The 20,555-nt window shown below is 39.6% G+C and carries 26 protein-coding genes; 20 read left to right on the plus strand and 6 right to left on the minus strand.

The window, feature by feature from the left end; all coding sequences use genetic code 11:
* Nucleotides 1-92 precede the first annotated feature (92 nt).
* Nucleotides 93-1,025, plus strand: a complete 933-nt coding sequence (locus tag NST01_RS06825; RefSeq protein WP_048003067.1) for a DMT family transporter — start codon at nucleotides 93-95, stop codon at nucleotides 1,023-1,025.
* Nucleotides 1,026-1,194: 169 nt separating this feature from the next.
* Here NST01_RS06825 and NST01_RS06830 read toward each other — a convergent pair whose 3' ends face one another.
* On the minus strand, nucleotides 1,195-1,410 hold the full coding sequence (locus tag NST01_RS06830) for a hypothetical protein (protein WP_048001613.1): 216 nt from the start codon (nucleotides 1,408-1,410) through the stop codon (nucleotides 1,195-1,197).
* Nucleotides 1,411-1,577: 167 nt separating this feature from the next.
* Here NST01_RS06830 and NST01_RS06835 point away from each other — a divergent pair, with 167 nt between their 5' ends.
* On the plus strand, nucleotides 1,578-1,754 hold the full coding sequence (locus NST01_RS06835; RefSeq protein WP_008348014.1) for a hypothetical protein: 177 nt from the start codon (nucleotides 1,578-1,580) through the stop codon (nucleotides 1,752-1,754).
* A gap of 227 nt (nucleotides 1,755-1,981) precedes the next feature.
* On the opposite strand, the gene NST01_RS06840 is transcribed toward NST01_RS06835, so the two are convergent.
* The 3 genes from NST01_RS06840 to NST01_RS06850 form a co-directional block, all read right to left on the minus strand.
* Nucleotides 1,982-3,259: an MFS transporter gene (locus tag NST01_RS06840; RefSeq protein WP_008348012.1), complete on the minus strand. Its 1,278-nt coding sequence runs from the start codon at nucleotides 3,257-3,259 to the stop codon at nucleotides 1,982-1,984.
* A gap of 73 nt (nucleotides 3,260-3,332) precedes the next feature.
* A complete protein-coding gene (locus tag NST01_RS06845) occupies nucleotides 3,333-3,830 on the minus strand; it encodes a L,D-transpeptidase family protein (protein WP_019743906.1) in 498 nt (165 codons plus the stop codon).
* Nucleotides 3,831-3,986: 156 nt separating this feature from the next.
* Nucleotides 3,987-4,844: a metallophosphoesterase gene (locus tag NST01_RS06850; protein ID WP_019743905.1), complete on the minus strand. Its 858-nt coding sequence runs from the start codon at nucleotides 4,842-4,844 to the stop codon at nucleotides 3,987-3,989.
* A 139-nt stretch (nucleotides 4,845-4,983) separates the two neighbouring features.
* Here NST01_RS06850 and fadH point away from each other — a divergent pair, with 139 nt between their 5' ends.
* The 15 genes from fadH to NST01_RS06925 all read left to right on the plus strand — a co-directional run bounded on the left by fadH (nucleotide 4,984) and on the right by NST01_RS06925 (nucleotide 16,053).
* Nucleotides 4,984-5,748: a 2,4-dienoyl-CoA reductase gene (gene fadH, locus NST01_RS06855; RefSeq protein WP_007498678.1), complete on the plus strand. Its 765-nt coding sequence runs from the start codon at nucleotides 4,984-4,986 to the stop codon at nucleotides 5,746-5,748.
* 64 nt (nucleotides 5,749-5,812) lie between these two features.
* A complete protein-coding gene (locus tag NST01_RS06860; RefSeq protein WP_272754350.1) occupies nucleotides 5,813-7,033 on the plus strand; it encodes an EAL domain-containing protein in 1,221 nt (406 codons plus the stop codon).
* A gap of 261 nt (nucleotides 7,034-7,294) precedes the next feature.
* Nucleotides 7,295-8,191: a manganese catalase family protein gene (locus tag NST01_RS06865; RefSeq protein ID WP_007498675.1), complete on the plus strand. Its 897-nt coding sequence runs from the start codon at nucleotides 7,295-7,297 to the stop codon at nucleotides 8,189-8,191.
* A 184-nt stretch (nucleotides 8,192-8,375) separates the two neighbouring features.
* Nucleotides 8,376-8,618 carry a YkuJ family protein gene (locus tag NST01_RS06870; protein ID WP_003212254.1) on the plus strand — a complete coding sequence of 81 codons (243 nt, stop codon included), beginning with the start codon at nucleotides 8,376-8,378 and terminating at the stop codon, nucleotides 8,616-8,618.
* A gap of 139 nt (nucleotides 8,619-8,757) precedes the next feature.
* Nucleotides 8,758-9,273: a ribonuclease H-like YkuK family protein gene (locus NST01_RS06875; RefSeq protein ID WP_008348001.1), complete on the plus strand. Its 516-nt coding sequence runs from the start codon at nucleotides 8,758-8,760 to the stop codon at nucleotides 9,271-9,273.
* A gap of 149 nt (nucleotides 9,274-9,422) precedes the next feature.
* A complete protein-coding gene (gene abbA, locus NST01_RS06880) occupies nucleotides 9,423-9,614 on the plus strand; it encodes an antirepressor AbbA (RefSeq protein ID WP_008347999.1) in 192 nt (63 codons plus the stop codon).
* 146 nt (nucleotides 9,615-9,760) lie between these two features.
* Nucleotides 9,761-10,204 carry a cyclic-di-AMP-binding protein CbpB gene (gene cbpB, locus NST01_RS06885; protein ID WP_007498671.1) on the plus strand — a complete coding sequence of 148 codons (444 nt, stop codon included), beginning with the start codon at nucleotides 9,761-9,763 and terminating at the stop codon, nucleotides 10,202-10,204.
* Nucleotides 10,205-10,300: 96 nt separating this feature from the next.
* Nucleotides 10,301-11,182, plus strand: a complete 882-nt coding sequence (locus NST01_RS06890; protein WP_007498669.1) for a LysR family transcriptional regulator — start codon at nucleotides 10,301-10,303, stop codon at nucleotides 11,180-11,182.
* 103 nt (nucleotides 11,183-11,285) lie between these two features.
* On the plus strand, nucleotides 11,286-11,693 hold the full coding sequence (locus NST01_RS06895; RefSeq protein ID WP_048003188.1) for a DUF4275 family protein: 408 nt from the start codon (nucleotides 11,286-11,288) through the stop codon (nucleotides 11,691-11,693).
* A 199-nt stretch (nucleotides 11,694-11,892) separates the two neighbouring features.
* On the plus strand, nucleotides 11,893-12,369 hold the full coding sequence (locus NST01_RS06900; RefSeq protein WP_017367153.1) for a flavodoxin: 477 nt from the start codon (nucleotides 11,893-11,895) through the stop codon (nucleotides 12,367-12,369).
* Nucleotides 12,359-13,252 (plus strand): WD40/YVTN/BNR-like repeat-containing protein, encoded by an 894-nt coding sequence (locus NST01_RS06905; protein ID WP_008347991.1) that lies wholly within the window; start codon nucleotides 12,359-12,361, stop codon nucleotides 13,250-13,252. The genes NST01_RS06900 and NST01_RS06905 overlap by 11 nt, the downstream gene beginning before the upstream one ends.
* 16 nt (nucleotides 13,253-13,268) lie before the next feature.
* Nucleotides 13,269-13,727 (plus strand): flavodoxin, encoded by a 459-nt coding sequence (locus tag NST01_RS06910; RefSeq protein ID WP_008347989.1) that lies wholly within the window; start codon nucleotides 13,269-13,271, stop codon nucleotides 13,725-13,727.
* A gap of 109 nt (nucleotides 13,728-13,836) precedes the next feature.
* Nucleotides 13,837-14,547 carry a 2,3,4,5-tetrahydropyridine-2,6-dicarboxylate N-acetyltransferase gene (gene dapD, locus NST01_RS06915; protein WP_008347987.1) on the plus strand — a complete coding sequence of 237 codons (711 nt, stop codon included), beginning with the start codon at nucleotides 13,837-13,839 and terminating at the stop codon, nucleotides 14,545-14,547.
* Nucleotides 14,548-14,581: 34 nt separating this feature from the next.
* The gene (locus tag NST01_RS06920; RefSeq protein ID WP_048001606.1) at nucleotides 14,582-15,760 is read left to right on the plus strand and encodes an N-acetyldiaminopimelate deacetylase; all 1,179 of its coding nucleotides are present in this window, start codon (nucleotides 14,582-14,584) and stop codon (nucleotides 15,758-15,760) included.
* Nucleotides 15,761-15,810: 50 nt separating this feature from the next.
* Nucleotides 15,811-16,053 carry a YkuS family protein gene (locus NST01_RS06925; protein WP_003211408.1) on the plus strand — a complete coding sequence of 81 codons (243 nt, stop codon included), beginning with the start codon at nucleotides 15,811-15,813 and terminating at the stop codon, nucleotides 16,051-16,053.
* A 24-nt stretch (nucleotides 16,054-16,077) separates the two neighbouring features.
* On the opposite strand, the gene NST01_RS06930 is transcribed toward NST01_RS06925, so the two are convergent.
* A complete protein-coding gene (locus tag NST01_RS06930; protein ID WP_326114363.1) occupies nucleotides 16,078-16,887 on the minus strand; it encodes a mechanosensitive ion channel family protein in 810 nt (269 codons plus the stop codon).
* A gap of 271 nt (nucleotides 16,888-17,158) precedes the next feature.
* Between NST01_RS06930 and ahpA the strand changes: the two genes are divergently transcribed.
* From ahpA to NST01_RS06945, 3 genes are all read left to right on the plus strand, one after another.
* On the plus strand, nucleotides 17,159-17,701 hold the full coding sequence (gene ahpA / locus NST01_RS06935; RefSeq protein ID WP_007498654.1) for a biofilm-specific peroxidase AhpA: 543 nt from the start codon (nucleotides 17,159-17,161) through the stop codon (nucleotides 17,699-17,701).
* 272 nt (nucleotides 17,702-17,973) lie between these two features.
* A complete protein-coding gene (locus tag NST01_RS06940; RefSeq protein WP_048003189.1) occupies nucleotides 17,974-18,432 on the plus strand; it encodes a TlpA disulfide reductase family protein in 459 nt (152 codons plus the stop codon).
* A gap of 481 nt (nucleotides 18,433-18,913) precedes the next feature.
* Nucleotides 18,914-19,495, plus strand: a complete 582-nt coding sequence (locus tag NST01_RS06945) for a Rok-like winged helix domain-containing protein (protein WP_007498648.1) — start codon at nucleotides 18,914-18,916, stop codon at nucleotides 19,493-19,495.
* Between the two features lie 62 nt (nucleotides 19,496-19,557).
* On the opposite strand, the gene NST01_RS06950 is transcribed toward NST01_RS06945, so the two are convergent.
* Nucleotides 19,558-20,475 carry a sigmaE regulated sporulation protein gene (locus NST01_RS06950; RefSeq protein ID WP_326114366.1) on the minus strand — a complete coding sequence of 306 codons (918 nt, stop codon included), beginning with the start codon at nucleotides 20,473-20,475 and terminating at the stop codon, nucleotides 19,558-19,560.
* Nucleotides 20,476-20,555: the final 80 nt, after the last annotated feature.

Raw genomic sequence — 20,555 nt, forward strand, 5'->3', positions numbered from 1 at the left:
ATTTTTATGTTCAATTGATATATCAATATGTAAAAAATTGAACTACTATCAACTATATTATCATGATTTTTTTAGAATTGAGGAGAATAAAAATGAAGAGGAGAAAGGGAATCTTTCTTGTACTGATAGGAGCTATCTGTTGGGGAGTAGGAGGAACCGTTTCACAAAAATTGTTTCAGCAATATGGAATTGACGTCCATTGGCTGGTCACTGTCAGGCTGCTCATTTCAGGCGGGTTGCTTTTATTTGTTCATTACATGACGAAAGAACGCACGCAATTGATTGGCGTGTTGAAAATGAAGAGTACGGCCATTCAAGTGCTGATATTTGGACTAATGGGCATGTTAGCTGTTCAATATACTTATATGGTGTCCATTCATCATGGGAATGCTGCGGTGGCTACATTGCTACAGTATACAGCACCTGTCATGATTATCGTGTATCTAGTATTTCGCCGGCAATCCACTTTTACAAAAAGAGATATGTTGACGGTCGTATTGGCTTTGGTTGGCATGTTTCTCTTATTGACGAATGGTTCCGTTTCCACATTAACTGTTCCAGCTGTCGCGGTATTTTGGGGAATACTATCAGCCGTGGCATTGTCCTTTTATACGTTATATCCAATCAACCTGTTAAAACAATTCGATTCACTTGTTGTTGTTGGCTGGGCGATGCTTATAGGGGGAGCTGCCCTTAGCTTGGTCCATCCTCCATGGAAGGTGAATCTGTCTCAATTACCTTTTGAAGCGTATATCTATTTATTATTTGTCATTGTATTTGGAACGATGGTCGCTTTTTGGTTTTACATCGAAAGTTTGAAGTATTTATCTCCGAAGGACTCAAGCTTAATTGGAAGTGTCGAACCCCTTGCAGCAGTGATAACCACTGTTTTCTGGTTAAAAGAGCCATTTGGTCTTTTCCAGTGGATAGGGACAGCGTGTATTGTATACATGATATTATTCATGGCATTATACCAGCCTAAAATAAGAGGGGAAAAGAAGAAATTGGGTTCATTGGATAGATGATAAGGTAAATTGTATGTGTGAAATGTATATAAAGTGAACTATTAAACATAGATAACTACCTATTTTAAAATAAATGGGTAGTTAATGACTTATATGAGAACGGGATTGCCGGATAAAATCTACCATATGCAAGACAATCAAAGTCGAACATATGGCTTAAAAACATGGACTATTTTGTATGGCTAGAATAAGCACAGTAAAAACAGCCGTTAAAATCAGTTTCACTCGTCATTTTTTTGGCTTCATCCATGGCGCTTTCACTGTTCATGTGCAGACCAATCAATGTACGGCTTGCTGCATCACCTAAAAATGCGCAGTCTTCTGTATGTACAACATATTGTCCTTGATCATTTTTTGAATGAATAAAATAATAGCTTTTTAGCATACCCCTCACCTCCAACCTGACTATCCTACTATAAAACTTCCAATAATGTAAAGGTTTTTTATTAAAATTGTTGCAATTTTATGCACATTCCTTTTATTTTATAAAAAGGAAAATATATTATAAAATATGAAGATCAAAGTCAATGAGAACAGAAAGGATGGTTTAGATTGAAAGATATTTTAACGCCTTTATTGGTCGCTTTTGTGGTTGGAGGCATTGTGTACGTGATAGATGATCGGCCGATTCATCCTTTTCTTCTTTTTCTCATCTTATTTATTAGCATTTATACAGTCGATAGAATCGTTCATTTTGCTTCGAATCATTTCCATGAGCAGAAAAAATAATCGTCGTTTATGTTACACCCATGAAAAAAGGACTTTCTATAGAAGAAAGTCCTTTCAGCGTGTAGACAAACCCTCGCAATCTTTGTCAGTCCTGCGTGCTGGTGCTCACGAATGTGAAATTCGCTCCGCTCCATTACTCGCCCTTCCTAGACTGCAAAGGTTTTCTATCACGCTGAAAAGAAGAAAAAGGGCTAAAATAAACATTATTTTAGCCCTTTTTGCTTCATCTATTGTACTCCCTGACCTTTTAATTCACGCTGTACATCTAAGTCGGCAGCTTCTCTGCTGAACTTTGGCAGTGTAATGAAGTAAAAAAGGAAAACGAGTAAAATAATAATACCCATTCCGTAATAAATGTAAGAAACATTGGTGATGAGCTTTGGAAATAACACGGCAATTAAACCTAGCGTCATTGATTGTGCAAACATGGTGAGCGGATCAACCCACCCTGATACGCGTCCCATCAGACGAGGGTGAACAATTCTTGGGAGCCAGCCTCCAATGACAATGTTGACTGGACCAATACATGTACCAATGACAAATGATGTGACATAAAATAACCATAATGTATGGGTGGAACCAAGGACAAAAATTAAAATACCTGCAACTAGAATTGGAATCGACATGAGATATTGCATCTTTACCTTTTTCGCAAGAATAGAGCCAAGTAAGCTTCCAACTAGAAGTCCGGCACCGATTGCGATCGTAAAAAAGGATGTATGCAGTTCAAAATGGTCCGGTGAAAGACCGTATTTCATTGTAAACATCGGAAGAACGGCAAATGCGCCATTCACAAGACCAAAAACAAAAAAGCCGAAAATTAAAGAAGCCAATAATTTATTTTTTAAAATATAGAGAATGCCTTCTTTAAAATCTTTTAGAGATGTTTTAACGGTCATGCCTTTCCAGCCTGCTTGTCCATTTGGCTGTCGTGCTTCAATTGGAATATTGCATGATCGAATGAGAATACCGGAAATAATAAAACTGACCAAATCAATGGTAATGGCACCGTGAAGTCCAATCGTTTTATACATAATGGCACCTATTCCAACACCAAATACCATAAACAAACTAAACAGCATCTGATTTAAACCAGCAGCTTTTGCATATTGATCTTTATTTAAAATGGCCTGAACGAGAGAGGCTTCAGCTGGATAGAAGAACTTCGTAATGGCACTTCGTATAAACAAGATCAAGAAAATAAGCGGCAGTGAATTAAAATAAATGACGATAAATAAAACGATCGTCAGCCCAGCTCGTATCCAATCACAATTCTCTGCGACTTTTTTACGATCAAAACGGTCTGCGACCACACCGACCATAAAAAAGACAAAGATCGTAGGCAGTGAATACATTAGCTCTGCTAAAGTGGCGTAAGCGGGCTGATGACTAAAATGATCGAGCAAATAAAAGGCAAACGCCATATTGCCTACTGTTGTCCCCATTTGCGAGGCAAGTGCTGCAAAAAAGAGACGAACAAAATTTCTGTTTTTAAAAATATCCATAAATACGCTCCTTAACCTGAAGATCCCACTTTCTATCATATAAAATTTTAACCATTCGTACAATTGATTTCTCCTACTGGCTAATGGTCACAGGTGTTCCATTTGGAACTATTGAAGCAAGTTCGATGACATTCTGATTGTACATGCGAATGCACCCTCTAGACACAGCTTTACCAATTGAAGACGGGTTATTCGTTCCATGGATGCCGTAATGAACTTTTGAAAGGCTCAGCCAATAGGCGCCAAAGGGACCTCCTGGGTTTGGCTGTCTGTTGACAATATAATAAGAACCTGTCGGTGTCATGTTTAATATTCTGCCAGTTGCGATCGGGTATGAGCGCAAGAGCTGTGATCCAGAAAACAGTACGAGACGTTTCGCTGAAATTGACACAGATATGCGGTAAGGGATCGTGTTAGGATCCGGTAACCCAGGGATGATGATGACTTCATTTTGTTCTGGCTCGCGGGTTTGAAGTGACGGATTTGCAGCTTTTAAAGCATCTGTCGTTGTTCGAAAATCAAGTGCTATAGAAGCAAGTGTTTCTCCACTTTTTACCGTGTATCGCAGCACGAAAGCACACTCCTTTTACTCAAATAAAAGAAGCCATGATCCCCGCCTCACATATACTATATGGACGGGATCAGGCCCGATAAGGTTTCTCCTAACATTTGTCATGAGAATGATCTTTGTTTATACATATGCAGGAAAAGGTGATTTGGCTTCTCTTTACACGTGAGATGTTAAGGTGAAAAAAGTGATTTCAGGTTTGGCTAAAAACCGAAGCGGCAGTCTAGTTGTCCCAAGCCCGCGGTTGACATAGATACGGTGCTGATAGCTACCGTATAAGCCTTCGACATATGTACGCCCAAAAGGTGCTGTGAGAATCGGTCCATAGAAAGGAAGCTGTATTTGACCACCATGCGTATGCCCAGAAAGCTGCAAGTTAATAGGTATTGTTTCAAGCTCTAGTGCGGCATCAGGCTCATGCACAAGCAATAACGTAAAGAGATCAGAAGAGACTTCTCGTTTGATGAAATGGTAATCAGGCATACTCATCATGAGGTCATCCAGTGTAGCGATCTGTATGCGTCCGCCTTCTTTTTCTAAGTGAAACACTTCATTTTTACATAATGTAAAACCGCAAGCTTTCATCGTTTCCTCATATAGATCGATGCCAAAAGGTCCGTAGTCATGATTTCCGCATATGGCAAACTTTCCAAACGGAGCATCAAGCTTAGACAAAGAGGCTTTGGCTTTTTCATGTTCTTCAATCGATGATTCAAAATCAACAAGATCACCTGTAAACACAATGAGATCGGGAGATGCAGCGTTGATTTTTTGGACAACAGTCTCTAAATCTTTTGCCGAAAATGTATCACTTAAATGAACGTCACTAAATTGCGCAATTTTAAATTGGTCAAAAGAAGCCGGTAGCTGAGCATCATGAATAGTGAGTGATACGGTGTCGATCATGCGCGGTTCAATGTACCGAGCATAGCCATAACCGGATGTAGTCGCCAAAAGTCCGAGAATACTCGCACCAGCTGCTCCTTTTAAAAATTGCCTACGGGAAAGTTGCTTCATATAAGACTCCTTTAAAAATAAAATTAAGTATAGCATGATTTTTGATGAATCTCCCATATGGTGTATGGAGGGGAAATCATGATATGATAGATGGATAATGAATGAATAGTCATTCAAAACACACAAAGGAGGAGAACAAATGACGAAGCAAACAGTGATTGTCACAGGGGGATCAAGCGGAATGGGAAAGGCGATGGCGACTCATTTGGCACTCGGGGGCTGGAATGTTTTGATTACTGGAAGAACAGAAGAGACCCTTGAAACAACGGCAAATGAAATCAAACAGCAAGGTGGTTCGATCGCTTATTTTCAAATGGACGTGCGACATCCAGAAGATGCTGATCAAATGGTGAAGTTTGCAGTAGATACATTTGGTGATGTGGATGCACTCATCAATAACGCAGCAGGCAACTTTTTAGTTCCAGCAGAAAAACTGTCTCCTAACGGCTGGAAAGCGGTCATTGATATTGTGCTAAATGGCACCTTTTTTTGCAGCCATGCAGTGGGCAACTATTGGATTCGTCAAAAGAAAAGCGGAAGTATGATCAACATGGTCGCCACATATGCATGGGGGGCTGGTGTTGGTGTAGCGCATTCAGCAGCCGCAAAAGCAGGCGTACTATCACTTACCCGAACGCTTGCAGTCGAATGGGGAAAGCAATATCGCATTCGCGTAAATGCCATTGCGCCGGGGCCCATTGAAAGAACAGGTGGTGCTGATAAACTGTGGGAATCTGAAGAGGCTGCCCAAAGAACATTAGATAGTGTTCCGCTCGGTAGACTTGGCACACCAGAAGAAATTGCAGAACTTGCGAGTTTCTTATTATCTGAGCATGCATCTTATATTAATGGAGATTGTATCACGATGGATGGGGGGCAATGGCTCAACCAATCACCATTTTGAATGACCGTGTAAGACCTGCTTTTGATATGGTATAATCACACAAAGAGAGAAGCAGGTGATGAAAATGGTCGATCCATTGGATATTTTAACGAATATTGAAGATGTTTTCCCGCACTATCAAGCGATCTTCAGTGCGGAGGAACAAAAAGTGATAGGCTATGAGATTCTTGGAAGAATGAAGCTTGAGTCGGGAACAGTTAGTCTAGGCTCCTTCTTTACGGATTCATCTATTCCTGACGAATATAAATTGGAAGTAGATCAAAAAGTATTAAGTCAAGCGCTTGATCTCTTCACAACCGAAGATGAAGATTTGCTCATCTTTATTAATCATGATGCGAATGTCATCATGCTTGATCATGGCGAAAGTTTTTTAGAACTTTTAAAAGAATATGAAGCAAGGGGTATTCAGCTTAACCGGTTTGTCATTGAAATTACTGAACATACGTTTAGCGGCGACATTGAACAGCTTTACCATACGTTAACGTATTATCGTACATATGGGATCAAAATCGCCGTATCTAATATAGGAAAAGAAAGCAGCAATCTTGACCGGATTGCTCTGCTTTCACCTGATCTATTAAAAATAGATCTACAGGCTTTAAGAGCTTCGTCTCCATCTCCTTCCTATGAATATGTGTTATACAGCATTTCACTTCTTGCAAGAAAAATAGGAGCGGCTTTAATCTATGAAGACATTGAAGCGAATTTTCAGCTGCAATATGCATGGAGAAATGGCGGAAGATATTTTCAAGGCTTCTACCTTCACGAGCCTGCCGCACAATTAATTGACCGTAACAAACGAAAAGAGCAGCTTAAAGAAGAATTTCAACAATTCATTGCCCATGAGAAAAAGAAACTCCAAGCTGTCTATGAACATTCTGAAACCTTTTATAAACGAATTCATCAAGCCGTCAGTACGTTAAAAAAATCATGCAGCACAAATGATGAACTTATACAAAAACTGGCACATGAACTAACCGATTGCAGCTTTCGCATTTATATGTGTAATGAAGAAGGGTTTCAAATCACTGGAAATGTGTTTAAGAAAGAGAAAGAATGGCTGTTTCAGCCAGAGTATATAGAGAAAAACTGGAGCTGGCGCCCTTATTTTCTAGCAAATATTCTTCAAATGAGAATTAGCGGAAAAGGATTTTTCAGCGATATCTACAGTGATTTAGAAACTGGAGAACGAATACGTACGTTTTCTTATCCGTTAGAGGGAGACGTGTATTTGTTTGTAGATCTTCCGTATGCTTATCTATATGAGCAGGAAGGATTAATTTAAAAGCAGCCGTCAAGGCTGTTTTTTTTATTAGAAAAAAGATAGAAAAAATGGTTGACAATGAAACTGATAATCATTATCATTTAGTTATAGAGAGAAGCTACTCTCTGTTCCCCAACCCCTCTATCAGATCAAGATCCAAAAAACTTGGCGCTACCCCCGCCAAGTTTTTTTTGTGCGCCAATCATTCCCTTCATGCATAGGACATCCCAATTCATCCATACACCTTAAATGATGATAGTTAGACAGTAGGAGGGAAAAGTCATGATCAAACGTGACAAGCGGCTGCTGATTGATTTACCAATGCCTGATCACCCAGATGCAAATGGTGCAGCGGCTGTGCAAGAATTACTCGGCGGAAAATTTGGTGAAATGTCCACATTAAATAACTACATGTTTCAATCGTTTAACTTTAGAGGGAAACGAAAGCTCAAACCATTTTATGATCTTGTATCAAGTATTACAGCTGAAGAATTCGGTCATGTAGAGCTTGTGACAACTGCAGTCAATCTCATGATTACGGGAACCACCCATGGGGGCGATCCAGATACGACCCCGATGAAAGCGGCTGTTGATAAACGAAATACGCAGCATTTTATCCAAACGGCACAAACAGGCTATCCGTTTGACTCCATGGCAAAGCCGTGGACAGGTGAGAATGTGTTCTCAAGTGGTAATCTGATTCTGGATCTTCTTCATAACTTCTTCCTAGAGTGCGGAGCTCGTACGCATAAAATGCGCGTATATGAAATGACGGATCACCCTACGGCAAGAGAAATGATCGGTTATTTACTTGTCAGAGGCGGCGTACATGTTGTGGCGTATGCAAAAGCCCTTGAGGTAGCGACAGGAGTAGATGTTGGGAAGATGCTGCCGATTCCAAATCTCGACAATAAATACTTTGATTCTGCAAGAAAGTTTGAAGATCAAAATGTTCATACAAAGCTGTATACATTTAGTGACACGGATTATAAGGATATCAATCAAATTTGGAAAGGAAACCATCCGATTGATGGAAAGCCGCTGACAGTTATTGAGGGCACGCCAAAAGGTGCACCCGTGCCAGATTATAGAGATTTGCCGGAAGAGTTTGCTCCAGGTATTTCAAAAGAAGATTTTGACGAAATTGCGAAACGCCTGATGAGATCGGCCGGTTTATAAAAAACAAGATGCATGAGATAAGAAAAAAGACTCAAAATAAAAAAACAGATTCTTTTTCTTTTTTTGAATTCAAGAGGAAAAATATCATCTGAGAACACTTTATGGTATGATGCTTTGTAGGACTTGTGTATAATCAATACGGGTTCATCTTGAGTTGTTTTTTTGAAAGGAGTCTTTTTTTAGAATGTCACAATTAATGGGTATCATTACAAGGCTGCAAAGTCTTCAAGAGACAGCAGAAGCTGCAAACGAGCCGGCACAGCGTTATTTCGAAGTGAACGGTGAGAAAATCTGTAGTGTTAAGTATTTCGAAAAGAATCAAACGTTTGAATTGACTGTTTTTCAACAAGGGGATAAGCCAAACACTTTCCCATTTGACAACATTGATATGATTTCGATTGAGATTTTTGAGCTTCTACAATCCTAAGCTGAATCGTATGAAATGTTTTTTCTAAGAATTCCTTCGTTGATTGCGGAAGCATACACTTCATAGGTGATAAGCAAAAGGAAGATGATCATTCAGTGCAATATTCGGATAAGAGACCATTTAAAAGGAGTTCCTTTCTGTGAGTGATTCTTTTTTCTTTAATCTTTCTGAAGAGCATTTAGCGTTTTCTGATGTTGTCATGAGAATGAAAGACTTTATTCAAAAAGACCCGAGATCTGTTTATGTACTATCAATTGGTACGGACTCTCAGGTCAATCAGAATGTCACAACATTTATGACTGCAATTCATCTTCACCGGATCGGCAAAGGAGCTTGGGGCTGTCTCACGCAGCAAGTGTTGAATCGGCCTGTACAAAGTCTTAGAGAAAAAATTTCATTAGAGACAGCGTTTAGCCAAAAGGTATGTGCAGACATCCTTGAGGGACCTTTAACAGAACTGATGGATTTGCTTCTTCCGTTTGCTGAGGAAGGGGCAGACCTTCGTTTTGAAGTCCATCTAGATATTGGCAAAAAAGGAAGTACAAAAGAGCTGATCCAGGAAATGACCGGAATGATCACAGCCATGGGAATTGAAGCAAAAATAAAACCCGACTCATACGCAGCATTTTGCTACGCCAATCGATACACAAAATAAATTCCGTCATTTTTCTCCAAACGTTGTCGAAACGTGCGGTTGACGATTCGATTCTAGTTCCTTATTCTAGCTGTATAGAGAGGAAGCAGACATTCAAACGCCTGCTAATCAATATAAAAGCATATATGAAACAGGGGGCCTGATGTTGAATGAGCGTCATCGAAAATCGTTTTAATGAAGAAGAGAAAAAGCTATTATTAAACGTATTACTGAATCAGGAATATGCTGTCGAATTACTAAGCAGTGAGATCAATGATATAGAATGTGGAACAAAAAATGTCGACGACAATACGTATAAGAAATTGATCACATTGTATGACAGAGTAAGGTTTGAGAATTAATATCGATTGAACATTCTATTAGATACTCTACGCTGAGTATCTTTTTTATGCAGAAAAAAATCTTTCGACAAAATTCGTTTTAGTTTATGCTTAATGTTAAAGGGGAATGTATGATTGATGATTGAGAGAAAAGGGGTCGAAGAAACATGATAGAGATAGAACCGGCTCAATTACTTGAGTCAACAGTAGCTGAGCATATGATTGATGCAGATAAAGTGGCACACGTTCAAATTGGAAATAATCTTGAACACGCCCTATTGGTCCTGACAAAAACAGGATATACAGCCATACCTGTTCTGGATGCTTCTTATCACCTTCATGGGTTAATTGGAACAAATATGATTATGGATAAAATCTTTGGCTTAGAACGAATTGAATTTGAAAAGCTCGACCAATTGAAGGTAGAAGAGGTCATGCTATCAGATATTCCAAGACTGAAAACGACCGATCCTGTTTTAAAAGGTGTTCACGCTGTGACGAATAATGGATTTGTTTGTGTGGAAAATGAAGAGCAAGTATTCGAAGGGATTTTCACTCGGCGTGTTGTATTAAAGCGCTTAAATGAAGTCATTCATTCCGCAAAAAAATGAGCTGCAGCCCAGCTTATTTTTTTTGCCTTCATAAGCTATTATTTATATAATGACTATATAAAATAAGAAAAACTTATCGAGAGAAGGAGGGCGCCCATGCAGCTTCAAGAGTTACATATGCTTGTTGTACTTAGTGAGGAATTGAATATGAGAAAGGCTTCAGAGCGGCTCTTTGTCTCTCAGCCTGCCTTATCTCAAAGGCTGCAAACGATTGAAAAAGAGTGGGGAACCAAAATCTTTTTTCGTTCACAAAAAGGCTTGACAGTCACTTCAGCTGGCGAACAGATCATTCAATTCGCCAAAGAGGTCACGACTGAGCAGGATCGAGTGCGAGAGAGAATTGACGAGCTTGAAGGAGACATTCACGGTACACTCAAGCTTGCAGTTGCGTCCATTATTGGTCAGCACTGGCTGCCAAAGGTGTTGAAGCGGTATGTCGAGAAATACCCAAATGCCAAAGTATCTCTTGTGACAGGCTGGAGCAGTGAGATGCTTAAAAGTCTGTATGAAGACCATGTCCACATCGGCATCATTCGCGGGAATCCTGATTGGAAGGGCACAAAGGAATACTTAATGACCGATCATTTATATTTAGTCGATTCTGTCATCAAGGACGTGGATGAGTTAATTGAGACAGAACGCCCGTTTATTCAATTTAAAAGTGATAGCACCTATTATCAAGAAATTCAGCACTGGTGGCATCAAAAGTTTAAAGTGTCGCCAAAACAGACGATTCTTGTGGACCAGATTGAGACATGTAAACAAATGGCCTATCACGGTATCGGCTACGCCATTTTGCCTTCGGTCACCCTATATGATCATGAGAAAAGCGTACACAAAACCCCGCTCGTAGACGCAAATGGAGAGCAAATCGGACGTGACACGTGGCTGTTAGGATATGAAGCCTCTTTTCAGTTAAAACAAGTTCAAGCATTTGTTGGTGTGGTGAAAGAAATGCTTGAAAGTGAGGCAGTGTAAGTACTTCTGGAAGAGGAGGTGCTTTTTTAGGATAAGTAGTTTGATTAGGTTTCTAATAGATTTACCTGTTTCATACTGAAAAAACAGAAAGCTGGAAGAAATGATGAGAAATCAACGAAAAAAGAAGACGGATATACCGAAGTGGGGAACTTATTTACGCGAGAGATGGCGTGGACGTTTTGCAAGTCATCTTTCTTTAGAAGAACAAAAAGAGATTGGGATGGATGGCTTCCTATGGCACTTATGTAGCTGGGGAAAAGTTGAATGCCTTGAAAAAGAGGCAGCGATTAACGCCTTTCATCAGCAATCAAAGCATACATGTACTCTTTTTTATCAATTTGCTCAAGAAGCGTATCTGTTTGAAAACGCCGCTGACCTGTCAGTGAAGGAATTGCCATATACAGACGGACACATGGACTATAGCGATCTGTATGTCATGGATTGGGAAGAAAATTGGACATTTGTGATGACGCACGAAACCGATTGCGGTCCATATTTTATTCAGAAATAAAAAAAGAGTACATCACAAAGAGATAGAGTGATGATCAATTAAAGCCGCCTTCCAATTGGAATGAGCGGTTTTTTGATGTACGTCATGTGTATTTTGAACAGCACCTTTTCATAAAACATTTGACAATGAAAATCATTATCATTTAAAGTGTACATATAATAATTGAAAATGATTATCATTTAGATGAGGTGACCAATAGATGAAAGCACTAATTGCATTTGCGAGTATGTCTGGCAATACGGAAGATATGGCAGCGATCTTAAAACAAACGCTTGAAGGAAAAGGGATAGAGACAGAGATGATGGAATTTGACGACACAAGTGCAGAAGATCTTTCTTCATACGATTATGTCATGATCGGCTCTTACACATGGGGTGACGGTGATTTACCTTATGAAGCTGAAGATTTTTATGAAGAGGTCTCATCCCTTGAACTTTCTCACATCAAAGCGGCGGTATTTGGATCAGGCGATTACAGTTATCCGAAGTTTTGCGAGGCTGTTCATACCTTTCATGACATGCTGAAATCGACAGGTGCATCCGTATTTCCTGAAACATTGAAAATGGAACTTGCGCCAGATACAGATGAAGATGTGGCGTGCTGTGAGGAGTTTGCAACGAGCTTTTTAACGTGGGCATCATTGTCTGAGAAAAGAGTTGAAAATCATGTTTCATAAAGGTGCGACAGCTGTTGCTGCGTCTAAAAGTGGCGGCTATTTTGTTGCTGTCAAACGAGAAGGTATTTTTCATTACAGTGTGGAGGGCGGATGGCAGCAGCTTTTTAAGCTTAAGCATAAAATCCACGCTATCAGTTATATTGGTCCGTATTTGTTCGGTGTTGGTGAAAATGGAACTGTCATACGATCAGGAGATGAGGGCCACACATGGGCGCTATCATCTTTTCCGACAAATGCAGTTGTTTGGTCTATTACAGGACGCAAAGATGGGTTTGTATGCGCACATGGAAAGCATAGTATTTATGTGTCAACCGATTTCGGAATTTCCTGGGAAATTATGAAGCCATTTGCTCATGTAAATCAGCCCCCTGTGATTCGCTCATTATGTGTAGCCGGTGATTATCTTTATATTGGAACACAGATTCATGAGGTGCATGGAGGAATATGGGTGTATGACTTGCAAAGTGAACAGATTTTTCTCCTAAACAGAGAAGAGCACCGAATGACTGCTTCTATGTTGCTTTGCGGGGAACACCTCCTTGTCTGTGCGATGGGCTCTAAAAAAGGGAAAAGAGGATCTGTTCAAATTTTAGACTTACATACAAATATGCTGCATGATATTCAATCACAAGCTTTTGCGCGAGAGGAATCATTTTTGGATGTGTCAGAGGATAACGGCATTGTGTACGTGACCACCTCACAGGACGAGCATGGATTTTCTAAGGTGTATCAGCTTGATATAGAGCAAAAAGAGCTCAAGTGGTTTGATACGATCAAAGGGCATGGTTTTCGTGTCGCCAATCAAAAGGAGAATTTTTTCTGTGCGGGTTTATATGAAAGTAAGTTTGTCAGGCCTTATGAGGAACCTGCACTGATTCATTAATAAGGAGGAAGAAAAAGTGACGAAAAAAGTTTTATTGGTGTATGCCACAATGTCAGGAAATACAGAAGCAATGGCTGATTTAATCGAAAAAGGGTTAAAGGAAGCTGGGGCTAGCGTGGACCGGCATGAAGCGATGGATATTGATGCTGAACTTCTTCATGATTACTCGCACATTCTGTTAGGTGCATATACTTGGGGAGATGGTGATCTTCCAGATGATTTTATTGATCTATATGAGGAAATGGAAGAGCTGGATTTGACGGGTAAAGCATTTGCTGTATTCGGTTCTGGAGATACATCTTATGAACATTTTTGCGGAGCTGTGGATTTAATTGAAGAAAAAGTGAAAGAACTGGGCGGTGATATCGTCCTACCATCCATCAAAATTGAGCTGAATCCAGAAGGAAACGAGGAAGAGGAATTGATTTCTTTTGGTAGACAATTTGTTCATCTTCACCAGCAAGAAGCGGGATAAAGAGGCCCGCTTGTTTTATTTGCCAAGGCGCAGACGATTCTTTCACTTGTCATTAAAACTCTCCTTTGGTACAGTAATGAAGTATAAATTAAGAGGAGGACATACATACATGAAACAAATGGACGCTAATGAAATTATTTCATTTATTCAAAATAGTACAAAATCAACACCTGTGAAAGTCTACATTAAAGGGGACTTAGAAGGTATTGAATTTGGTGAACATGCAAAAACATTTATCACAGGTAACACTGGTGTTGTCTTCGGTGAGTGGAGCGAAATTCAAGAAGCTCTAGCATCAAACAAAGACAAAATTGAAGATGTTGTCGTGGAAAATGACCGTCGTAACTCTGCGATTCCTATGTTGGATTTGAAAAACATCAAAGCACGTATTGAGCCAGGTGCAATCATTCGTGATCAAGTGGAAATTGGCGATAATGCAGTCATCATGATGGGTGCTTCTATTAATATCGGTTCAGTCATCGGTGAAGGTACGATGATTGATATGAACGTTGTTCTTGGCGGCCGTGCGACAGTAGGTAAGAACTGTCATATCGGTGCGGGATCTGTTCTTGCAGGTGTCATTGAGCCGCCTTCTGCTAAGCCAGTTGTAGTAGAAGATGATGTTGTCATTGGTGCAAACGCTGTTGTTTTAGAAGGTGTGACAATTGGAAAAGGTGCAGTTGTAGCAGCTGGAGCGATCGTTGTGAACGATGTCGAGCCTTACACGGTTGTAGCAGGTACACCTGCAAAGAAAATCAAAGACATTGATGAAAAAACAAAAGGTAAAACTGAAATCAAACAAGAACTGCGTCAGCTTTAATTGACACAATTCGCAGCTGAAGACATAGACGTGGATGATATATCCACGTCTTATTCGTATAGAGGAAAGGAAGCGAGTTCACTTGTTAAATCGTGAGCAATTAATATCCATTCGAAGAGATTTGCACCAAATTCCTGAGCTTGGTTTTAAGGAATTTAAAACACAAGCTTACCTCATCAAGCATCTCGAATCGTACCCAACAGATCGAATCGAGATGGAAACATGGCGGACTGGACTTTTTGTGAAAGTAAAAGGGACAAATCCTACGCGCGTCTTTGCGTATCGTGCAGATATGGACGGATTATCTATCCCTGAAGAAACGGGCTATCCATTTCAATCGGTACATGAAGGCCACATGCATGCATGTGGACATGATCTTCATATGACCATTGCTCTTGGTATCATTGATCATTTCGTGCATCAGCCAATCAAAGAAGATCTGCTATTTATTTTCCAACCGGCAGAAGAAGGGCCAGGCGGAGCTGAACCAATGCTTGCAAGTGATGTTCTAAAAAAGTGGACGCCAGACTTTATTACAGCGCTGCATATTGCACCTGAATATCCAGTCGGCACGATTGCAACAAAGCCGGGCTTATTATTTGCTAATACGAGTGAGCTTGTGATCGATCTTGAAGGAAAAGGCGGGCATGCCGCATACCCTCATTTAGCAAATGATATGGTGGTGGCTGCAAGTGCACTAGTAGGGCAGCTGCAATCGGTGATTTCACGAAATGTGGACCCTCTTGATAGTGCCGTTATTACAGTTGGCACGATTACAGGTGGCACTGCTCAAAATATCATTGCGCAGCACGCAAAGCTTGATGGAACCATTCGCACGCTCTCGCCAGAGTCTATGGAAAAGGTGAGAAAACGAATTGAAGCACTTGCAAAGGGAATTGAAATTGGCTATGAATGCAAGGCGACAGTTCGATACCCTTCATCTTATTACGAAGTGGACAATTCAAAGGATTTGACAGAGGAATTTATGTCATATGTAGCCGAAGAAGGTCTTGCAAACGTCATTGAATGCAGAGAAGCGATGACAGGAGAAGATTTCGGCTACATGCTGAAAAAATATCCCGGGTTCATGTTTTGGCTAGGGGTAGATTCAGAATATGGTCTGCACCATGCAAAACTCACGCCTGACGAAAATGCGATTGAAACAGCTGTAAACGTCATGACAGCTTATTTTAAAAAGCAAGCAGGTGAATGAATAATCAAATGGTCTCCTGTACACCTTATGAACAGGAGGTGTTCTTGATTATGACAAGAATTGGTGTAGAACCATCTTTATCCGATGTAGAAGAGCTTTTGAAGCAAAAAGGGTATGATGTCGTACGTATTCAAAATGAACAGCAAATGGATCAGTGTGACTGCTATGTGGTCACAGGACTAGATTCAAATGTTCTTGGCATTTCAGACACAACGACAAAGGCATCTGTCATTACAGCGTCAGGTATGACGGCTGATGAAATTTGTCAAGAAGTAGAACAGCGTGTTCAATAAAACTAACAAAAAAGAACCAGGATATTATGATCCTGGTTCTTTTTGCTCTTTGGCTAGATCGAGTGCTTCTTTCATTTTTTTGCGTAGAATTCGTTCGACACGCCACTGCTCCATCGTTTCAGTTTTTGCAATGATACGAAGGACGAGGGATGAAGAGCCAAATGATTCCACTCCAACGACTTGAGGACCTTCAATGATTTGCGGCATGCTCTCACGAACTTCATCACAGGCTGCTTGCAAAGTGGTGATCATCTGATCCACATTTTCATCTGGGGATAATTCGATATCAACGAGTGCCTGCATCGTCCCTCGTGAATGATTGCTTACATTCAGTATACTTCGGTTCGGAATGAAATGAAGAGTGCCATCAAAGCTTCGAAGCTGTGTTGTTCTCAGTCCAATTTGTTCAACGATCCCATCGAAACCAGCAACCGTTATATACTCGCCGACATCAAATTGTTTTTCCAGCAGTATGAAGAAGCCTGTCACAATATCACTCACCAATCCCTGAGCGCCAAATCCAATGGCAAGTCCTACAACACCTGCGCCAGCCAGCAAGGCGGTTGGGTTATAATGAAATAAGTCGAGGATCATCACAACTAGAATAAAAATCAGTAAGTAGGCGAAAATATTTAAGGTAAGACTTTGCAGCGTTTGAGCTCGTGATAAAGAGACATCGTGCTTCTCAGAGAATGCTGAATAGGCACGCTTAATCATCTTATTTCCAATCGCTCTGATGATAAAATAAATCACAAAAATAGCAATGAGTTTTAGCAAAATCATACTGATATTCATGATGATGAAAACCCAATCTACTTGTTCAAGTGCTTTCATGATCTTCAAAACCTTTCTATGTATGTGCGAAATGAGAAGCTAATCATTTGTTCCCTTAAGCAAGTCATGTTAAACTTTTAATAGTTGGAGCGAGAGATTGTGACAAATCGTTAATTAAATTTATTATTAATTAATATTGACTAAAAATCGCTTAAGTATTATAATTATATTTGTGAAGTTATTAACTAAATGAGAATTCAACCTGTTGATTCTCATTTTATATACAGCTAAGAAGTCTGTATAAAGATATTATTTTTGGAGGGATTTACATATGGCAGAGCGTTTTGTAGGAAAACAAGCTCCACGTTTTGAAATGGAAGCAGTACTTGCTAATAAGGAATTTGGTAAAGTGAGTTTAGAGGAAAACATCAAGAATGACAAATGGACAGTTCTTTTCTTCTATCCAATGGATTTCACTTTTGTTTGTCCAACTGAAATTACAGCAATGAGCGATCGTTATGATGAGTTTGAAGATTTAGATGCAGAAATCATTGGTGTATCTACTGATACAATCCATACGCATCTTGCTTGGATCAACACAGATCGTAAAGACAATGGTCTTGGTGAATTAAAATATCCACTAGCTGCTGACACAAACCACACAGTATCTAGAGAATACGGTGTTTTAATTGAAGAAGAAGGAATTGCACTTCGTGGTCTATTCATCATTAATCCAGAAGGCGAACTTCAATATCAAACAGTATTCCACAACAATATCGGTCGTGATGTAGATGAGACACTACGTGTTCTTCAAGCATTACAAACTGGTGGACTTTGCCCAGCGAACTGGAAACCTGGTCAAAAAACACTTTAATTGATAGTTGAAGAAACAGTCTAACGGGTGTTAGACCTTCAGATTGTTGACAAAGGGCTAAAATGAACTTGATTTTAGCCCTTTGTCTTCTTTTCAGCGTGATAGAAAACCTTTGAAGTCTAGGAAGAACGAGTACTGGCGCGAAGCGAATGTGACATTCGTGAGTACCAGCACGCAGGACCGAAAAAGAATGCGAGGGTTTGTCTACATGGGGTCTAACTGATGTTAGACTTTTTTGTTTCGAGACATACAATGGATGGAGGCGCTTCAAAATGAAATTACGTCAACCAATGCCAGAACTAACTGGTGCAAAAATATGGTTAAATGGAGAAGTAACAAGAGAAGAATTAATTGGTGATAAACCAACATTGATCCACTTCTGGTCAGTTAGCTGTCACCTTTGTAAAGAGGCGATGCCGCAAGTGAACCAATTCCGTGATGAATACAAAGATCAACTAAACGTGATCGCAGTTCACATGCCACGTTCAGAGGATGACCTTGATCTAGAAAAAATCAAAGAGGTTGCAAATGAGCATGAAATCACTCAGCCAATCTTTGTAGACAGCGACCATAAATTAACAGAAGCATTTGAGAACGAATATGTACCAGCTTACTATGTATTCGATAAAACAGGTGCTTTACGCCACTTCCAAGCTGGCGGAAGCGGTATGAAAATGCTTGAAAAACGTGTCAATCGAGTTCTTTCTGAGTCTGAAAAGGCTGCAGAATAGGCTTTCCCCCCATGAATGGGGGTTTTTTCATGGGGAAAAATAGGAGACATATTGCACTGGATGAATATGATTGTAGGTGGAATGCCTAAGAAAAGAGAAAATGAGGGATTTCATTAAAAAAATTTCCTAAAATAAAAAGGTATTATGACCTATTTACATTTTTATTTTGAAATGAAAATGTAAAGATTTTAACTTTTTACTATTCAGAACGTTTTTGCACAAAAGAAATTTCAGTTTGGTAAATAACTATATAAATCAAGTAGTATAAGCATTTATTCAAAATTTTTACAATATTTTAAAGGTGGTCAAAAGCCTATAGTGGCAATGAAATGGGTGCCGATTTTTCTTCTTTGGCAAAATTTTAGTTGGAAATACCTATCTGATAGCAAACTGTAAAATGATAAAAAAATAGTTGATAAAATTAGTTTTCTAATCTAATATTTACTATAGAATATTTTTTATATGATGAGGGGGAAATCCATTGTTTAATGAGAGGGAAGCGTTACGTTTACGATTGGAACAATTAAATGAAGCAGAAGTAAAGGTCATCCGTGAATATCAAATTGAACGAGATGCGATTTACGCAAAACTAAGAGAATTAGACCGTCAAGGTACAGGTCTCGTCACAGATACAAAAAAAGAAGTACGTACAGAGAGAAAAACAGATTCACTGCCTGTATTAGCTGAGCTGGCTGCACAAGAAATGAGAAGCTACAATCAGCCTGCGCAAACGCAGTCAAACGTTACATCATCTTTAGGAACAGGTCAGCTAAATGGTGCACCTGTAGGTATTCCTGAAGGATCTACAAGACGCAGAAGAGGCACAGCTAGACCTGGATCAAAGGCAGCTAAGCTTCGTGAAGCTGCAATTAAAACATTAAAGCGTCATAATGCGGCGATTAAAAGCTCTGAACTTCAAAAAGAGATTGAAAAAGAGAGCGGTCTTGAAATTCCAAATATGACAACGTTTATGCAAAGCTTAATTAAAATGTACCCAGAAGTGAAGAAACCTTATCGCGGACAGTATATTTTAGAAGGTGACATTCAAACAGAAGACGAATAAATAAAAAAGAAACTGCTGGGCGTAAATGCCAGCAGTTTTTTCTTGCGTACGTGATGAATGGATTACTTTTTTTGATCAACTGTATAGACAATCTTTCGTTCTTTGGGCATGTTGTCGCGCTGTTTTTTAAATCCATCGATCTTCACTGTCATAACCTCTCCACTCCGCTGCACCGCATCAACTTTTGCCTGGAGCGTTTCTACTTGTTCGTTTAGTTTCTTCAAAATCGGTCCTATTTCTTCGGTTGTTTGCAAAATAGGGTCTTGTGAGAACGGCTCGGCATTTGTTTGGGCTGACTGGTCGATATCAGCAAAATGAGAAGCGATCCATTCCTCGCTTTCGGCTAACTGTTTTTGGTAGCTCGTGAGCGTTTCATAAAAAATGGCTTCTTTTGCTTTTTCGATGTGCAGTAATTTCTCTTGTGTTTCATAAAAACGCTCCTGTAGATGCCGCACGCCTTCTTGTAATAAATGAAGCTCTGCGTTTTTATCGCCTAGAGTTTGCTGCAGTTTTTCAATCACAGCGGATAAAGTATTTCCTTTTTTCTCCTCTTTTGCAAGCTGTTTATCTTGGTCTAGTAATCGCTCCTGTAGTTGCTGAGACATTTCCTTATATTTTACAACCTTCAAATGCAATCGGTGCTTTTCCTCTGTTTCTTTTCGTCTATGATAGGTTTCCTTTTGCAGCATTTCATGAAGAAGGACGATTTTATGTAATAATTCCGATTTGCTATAAGAGAGATCCTGTATTTTAGATGATGCTTCGTCTTGGTCAATGGTCATTTCATACAATTGTTGTTTTAATTGAGTGAAATCCTTTTTCATCTCATGATATTCTTGAGATAGCTTCTTGTTTTTAGCATACGTATACGTGGACTGTAAATCTGAAATCATCTGTTGATATTTGGCCGTTTCAGCTTTTAAAAATAGGTTTTCTTGAGACAGATCATGGAATAGGGGAGAAGCATGGCGCCGGTTCATAGGTAGACCCTCCTTATTCATGTTATCAATAAAGTATGCGAAATGAGTGCGATTAGAACAACCATATCAAAGGGGATGAG

The organism is Bacillus sp. FSL R7-0166 (assembly GCF_038008935.1).
GTDB classification, from domain to species: Bacteria; Bacillota; Bacilli; order Bacillales; family Bacillaceae; genus Bacillus; species Bacillus altitudinis.

Coding starts and splice junctions, on each gene's coding strand:
- NST01_RS06825 (WP_048003067.1), top strand. CDS start 93: ATGAAGAGGAGAAAGGGAATCTTTCTTGTACTGATAGGAGCTATCTGT.
- NST01_RS06830 (WP_048001613.1), bottom strand. CDS start 1,410: ATGCTAAAAAGCTATTATTTTATTCATTCAAAAAATGATCAAGGACAA.
- NST01_RS06840 (WP_008348012.1), bottom strand. CDS start 3,259: ATGGATATTTTTAAAAACAGAAATTTTGTTCGTCTCTTTTTTGCAGCA.
- NST01_RS06850 (WP_019743905.1), bottom strand. CDS start 4,844: ATGAAGCAACTTTCCCGTAGGCAATTTTTAAAAGGAGCAGCTGGTGCG.
- fadH (WP_007498678.1), top strand. CDS start 4,984: ATGACGAAGCAAACAGTGATTGTCACAGGGGGATCAAGCGGAATGGGA.
- NST01_RS06860 (WP_272754350.1), top strand. CDS start 5,813: ATGGTCGATCCATTGGATATTTTAACGAATATTGAAGATGTTTTCCCG.
- NST01_RS06865 (WP_007498675.1), top strand. CDS start 7,295: ATGATCAAACGTGACAAGCGGCTGCTGATTGATTTACCAATGCCTGAT.
- NST01_RS06870 (WP_003212254.1), top strand. CDS start 8,376: ATGTCACAATTAATGGGTATCATTACAAGGCTGCAAAGTCTTCAAGAG.
- abbA (WP_008347999.1), top strand. CDS start 9,423: ATGAGCGTCATCGAAAATCGTTTTAATGAAGAAGAGAAAAAGCTATTA.
- cbpB (WP_007498671.1), top strand. CDS start 9,761: ATGATAGAGATAGAACCGGCTCAATTACTTGAGTCAACAGTAGCTGAG.
- NST01_RS06890 (WP_007498669.1), top strand. CDS start 10,301: ATGCAGCTTCAAGAGTTACATATGCTTGTTGTACTTAGTGAGGAATTG.
- NST01_RS06895 (WP_048003188.1), top strand. CDS start 11,286: ATGAGAAATCAACGAAAAAAGAAGACGGATATACCGAAGTGGGGAACT.
- NST01_RS06900 (WP_017367153.1), top strand. CDS start 11,893: ATGAAAGCACTAATTGCATTTGCGAGTATGTCTGGCAATACGGAAGAT.
- NST01_RS06905 (WP_008347991.1), top strand. CDS start 12,359: ATGTTTCATAAAGGTGCGACAGCTGTTGCTGCGTCTAAAAGTGGCGGC.
- dapD (WP_008347987.1), top strand. CDS start 13,837: ATGAAACAAATGGACGCTAATGAAATTATTTCATTTATTCAAAATAGT.
- NST01_RS06920 (WP_048001606.1), top strand. CDS start 14,582: ATGATATATCCACGTCTTATTCGTATAGAGGAAAGGAAGCGAGTTCAC.
- NST01_RS06925 (WP_003211408.1), top strand. CDS start 15,811: ATGACAAGAATTGGTGTAGAACCATCTTTATCCGATGTAGAAGAGCTT.
- NST01_RS06930 (WP_326114363.1), bottom strand. CDS start 16,887: ATGAAAGCACTTGAACAAGTAGATTGGGTTTTCATCATCATGAATATC.
- ahpA (WP_007498654.1), top strand. CDS start 17,159: ATGGCAGAGCGTTTTGTAGGAAAACAAGCTCCACGTTTTGAAATGGAA.
- NST01_RS06940 (WP_048003189.1), top strand. CDS start 17,974: ATGAAATTACGTCAACCAATGCCAGAACTAACTGGTGCAAAAATATGG.
- NST01_RS06950 (WP_326114366.1), bottom strand. CDS start 20,475: ATGAACCGGCGCCATGCTTCTCCCCTATTCCATGATCTGTCTCAAGAA.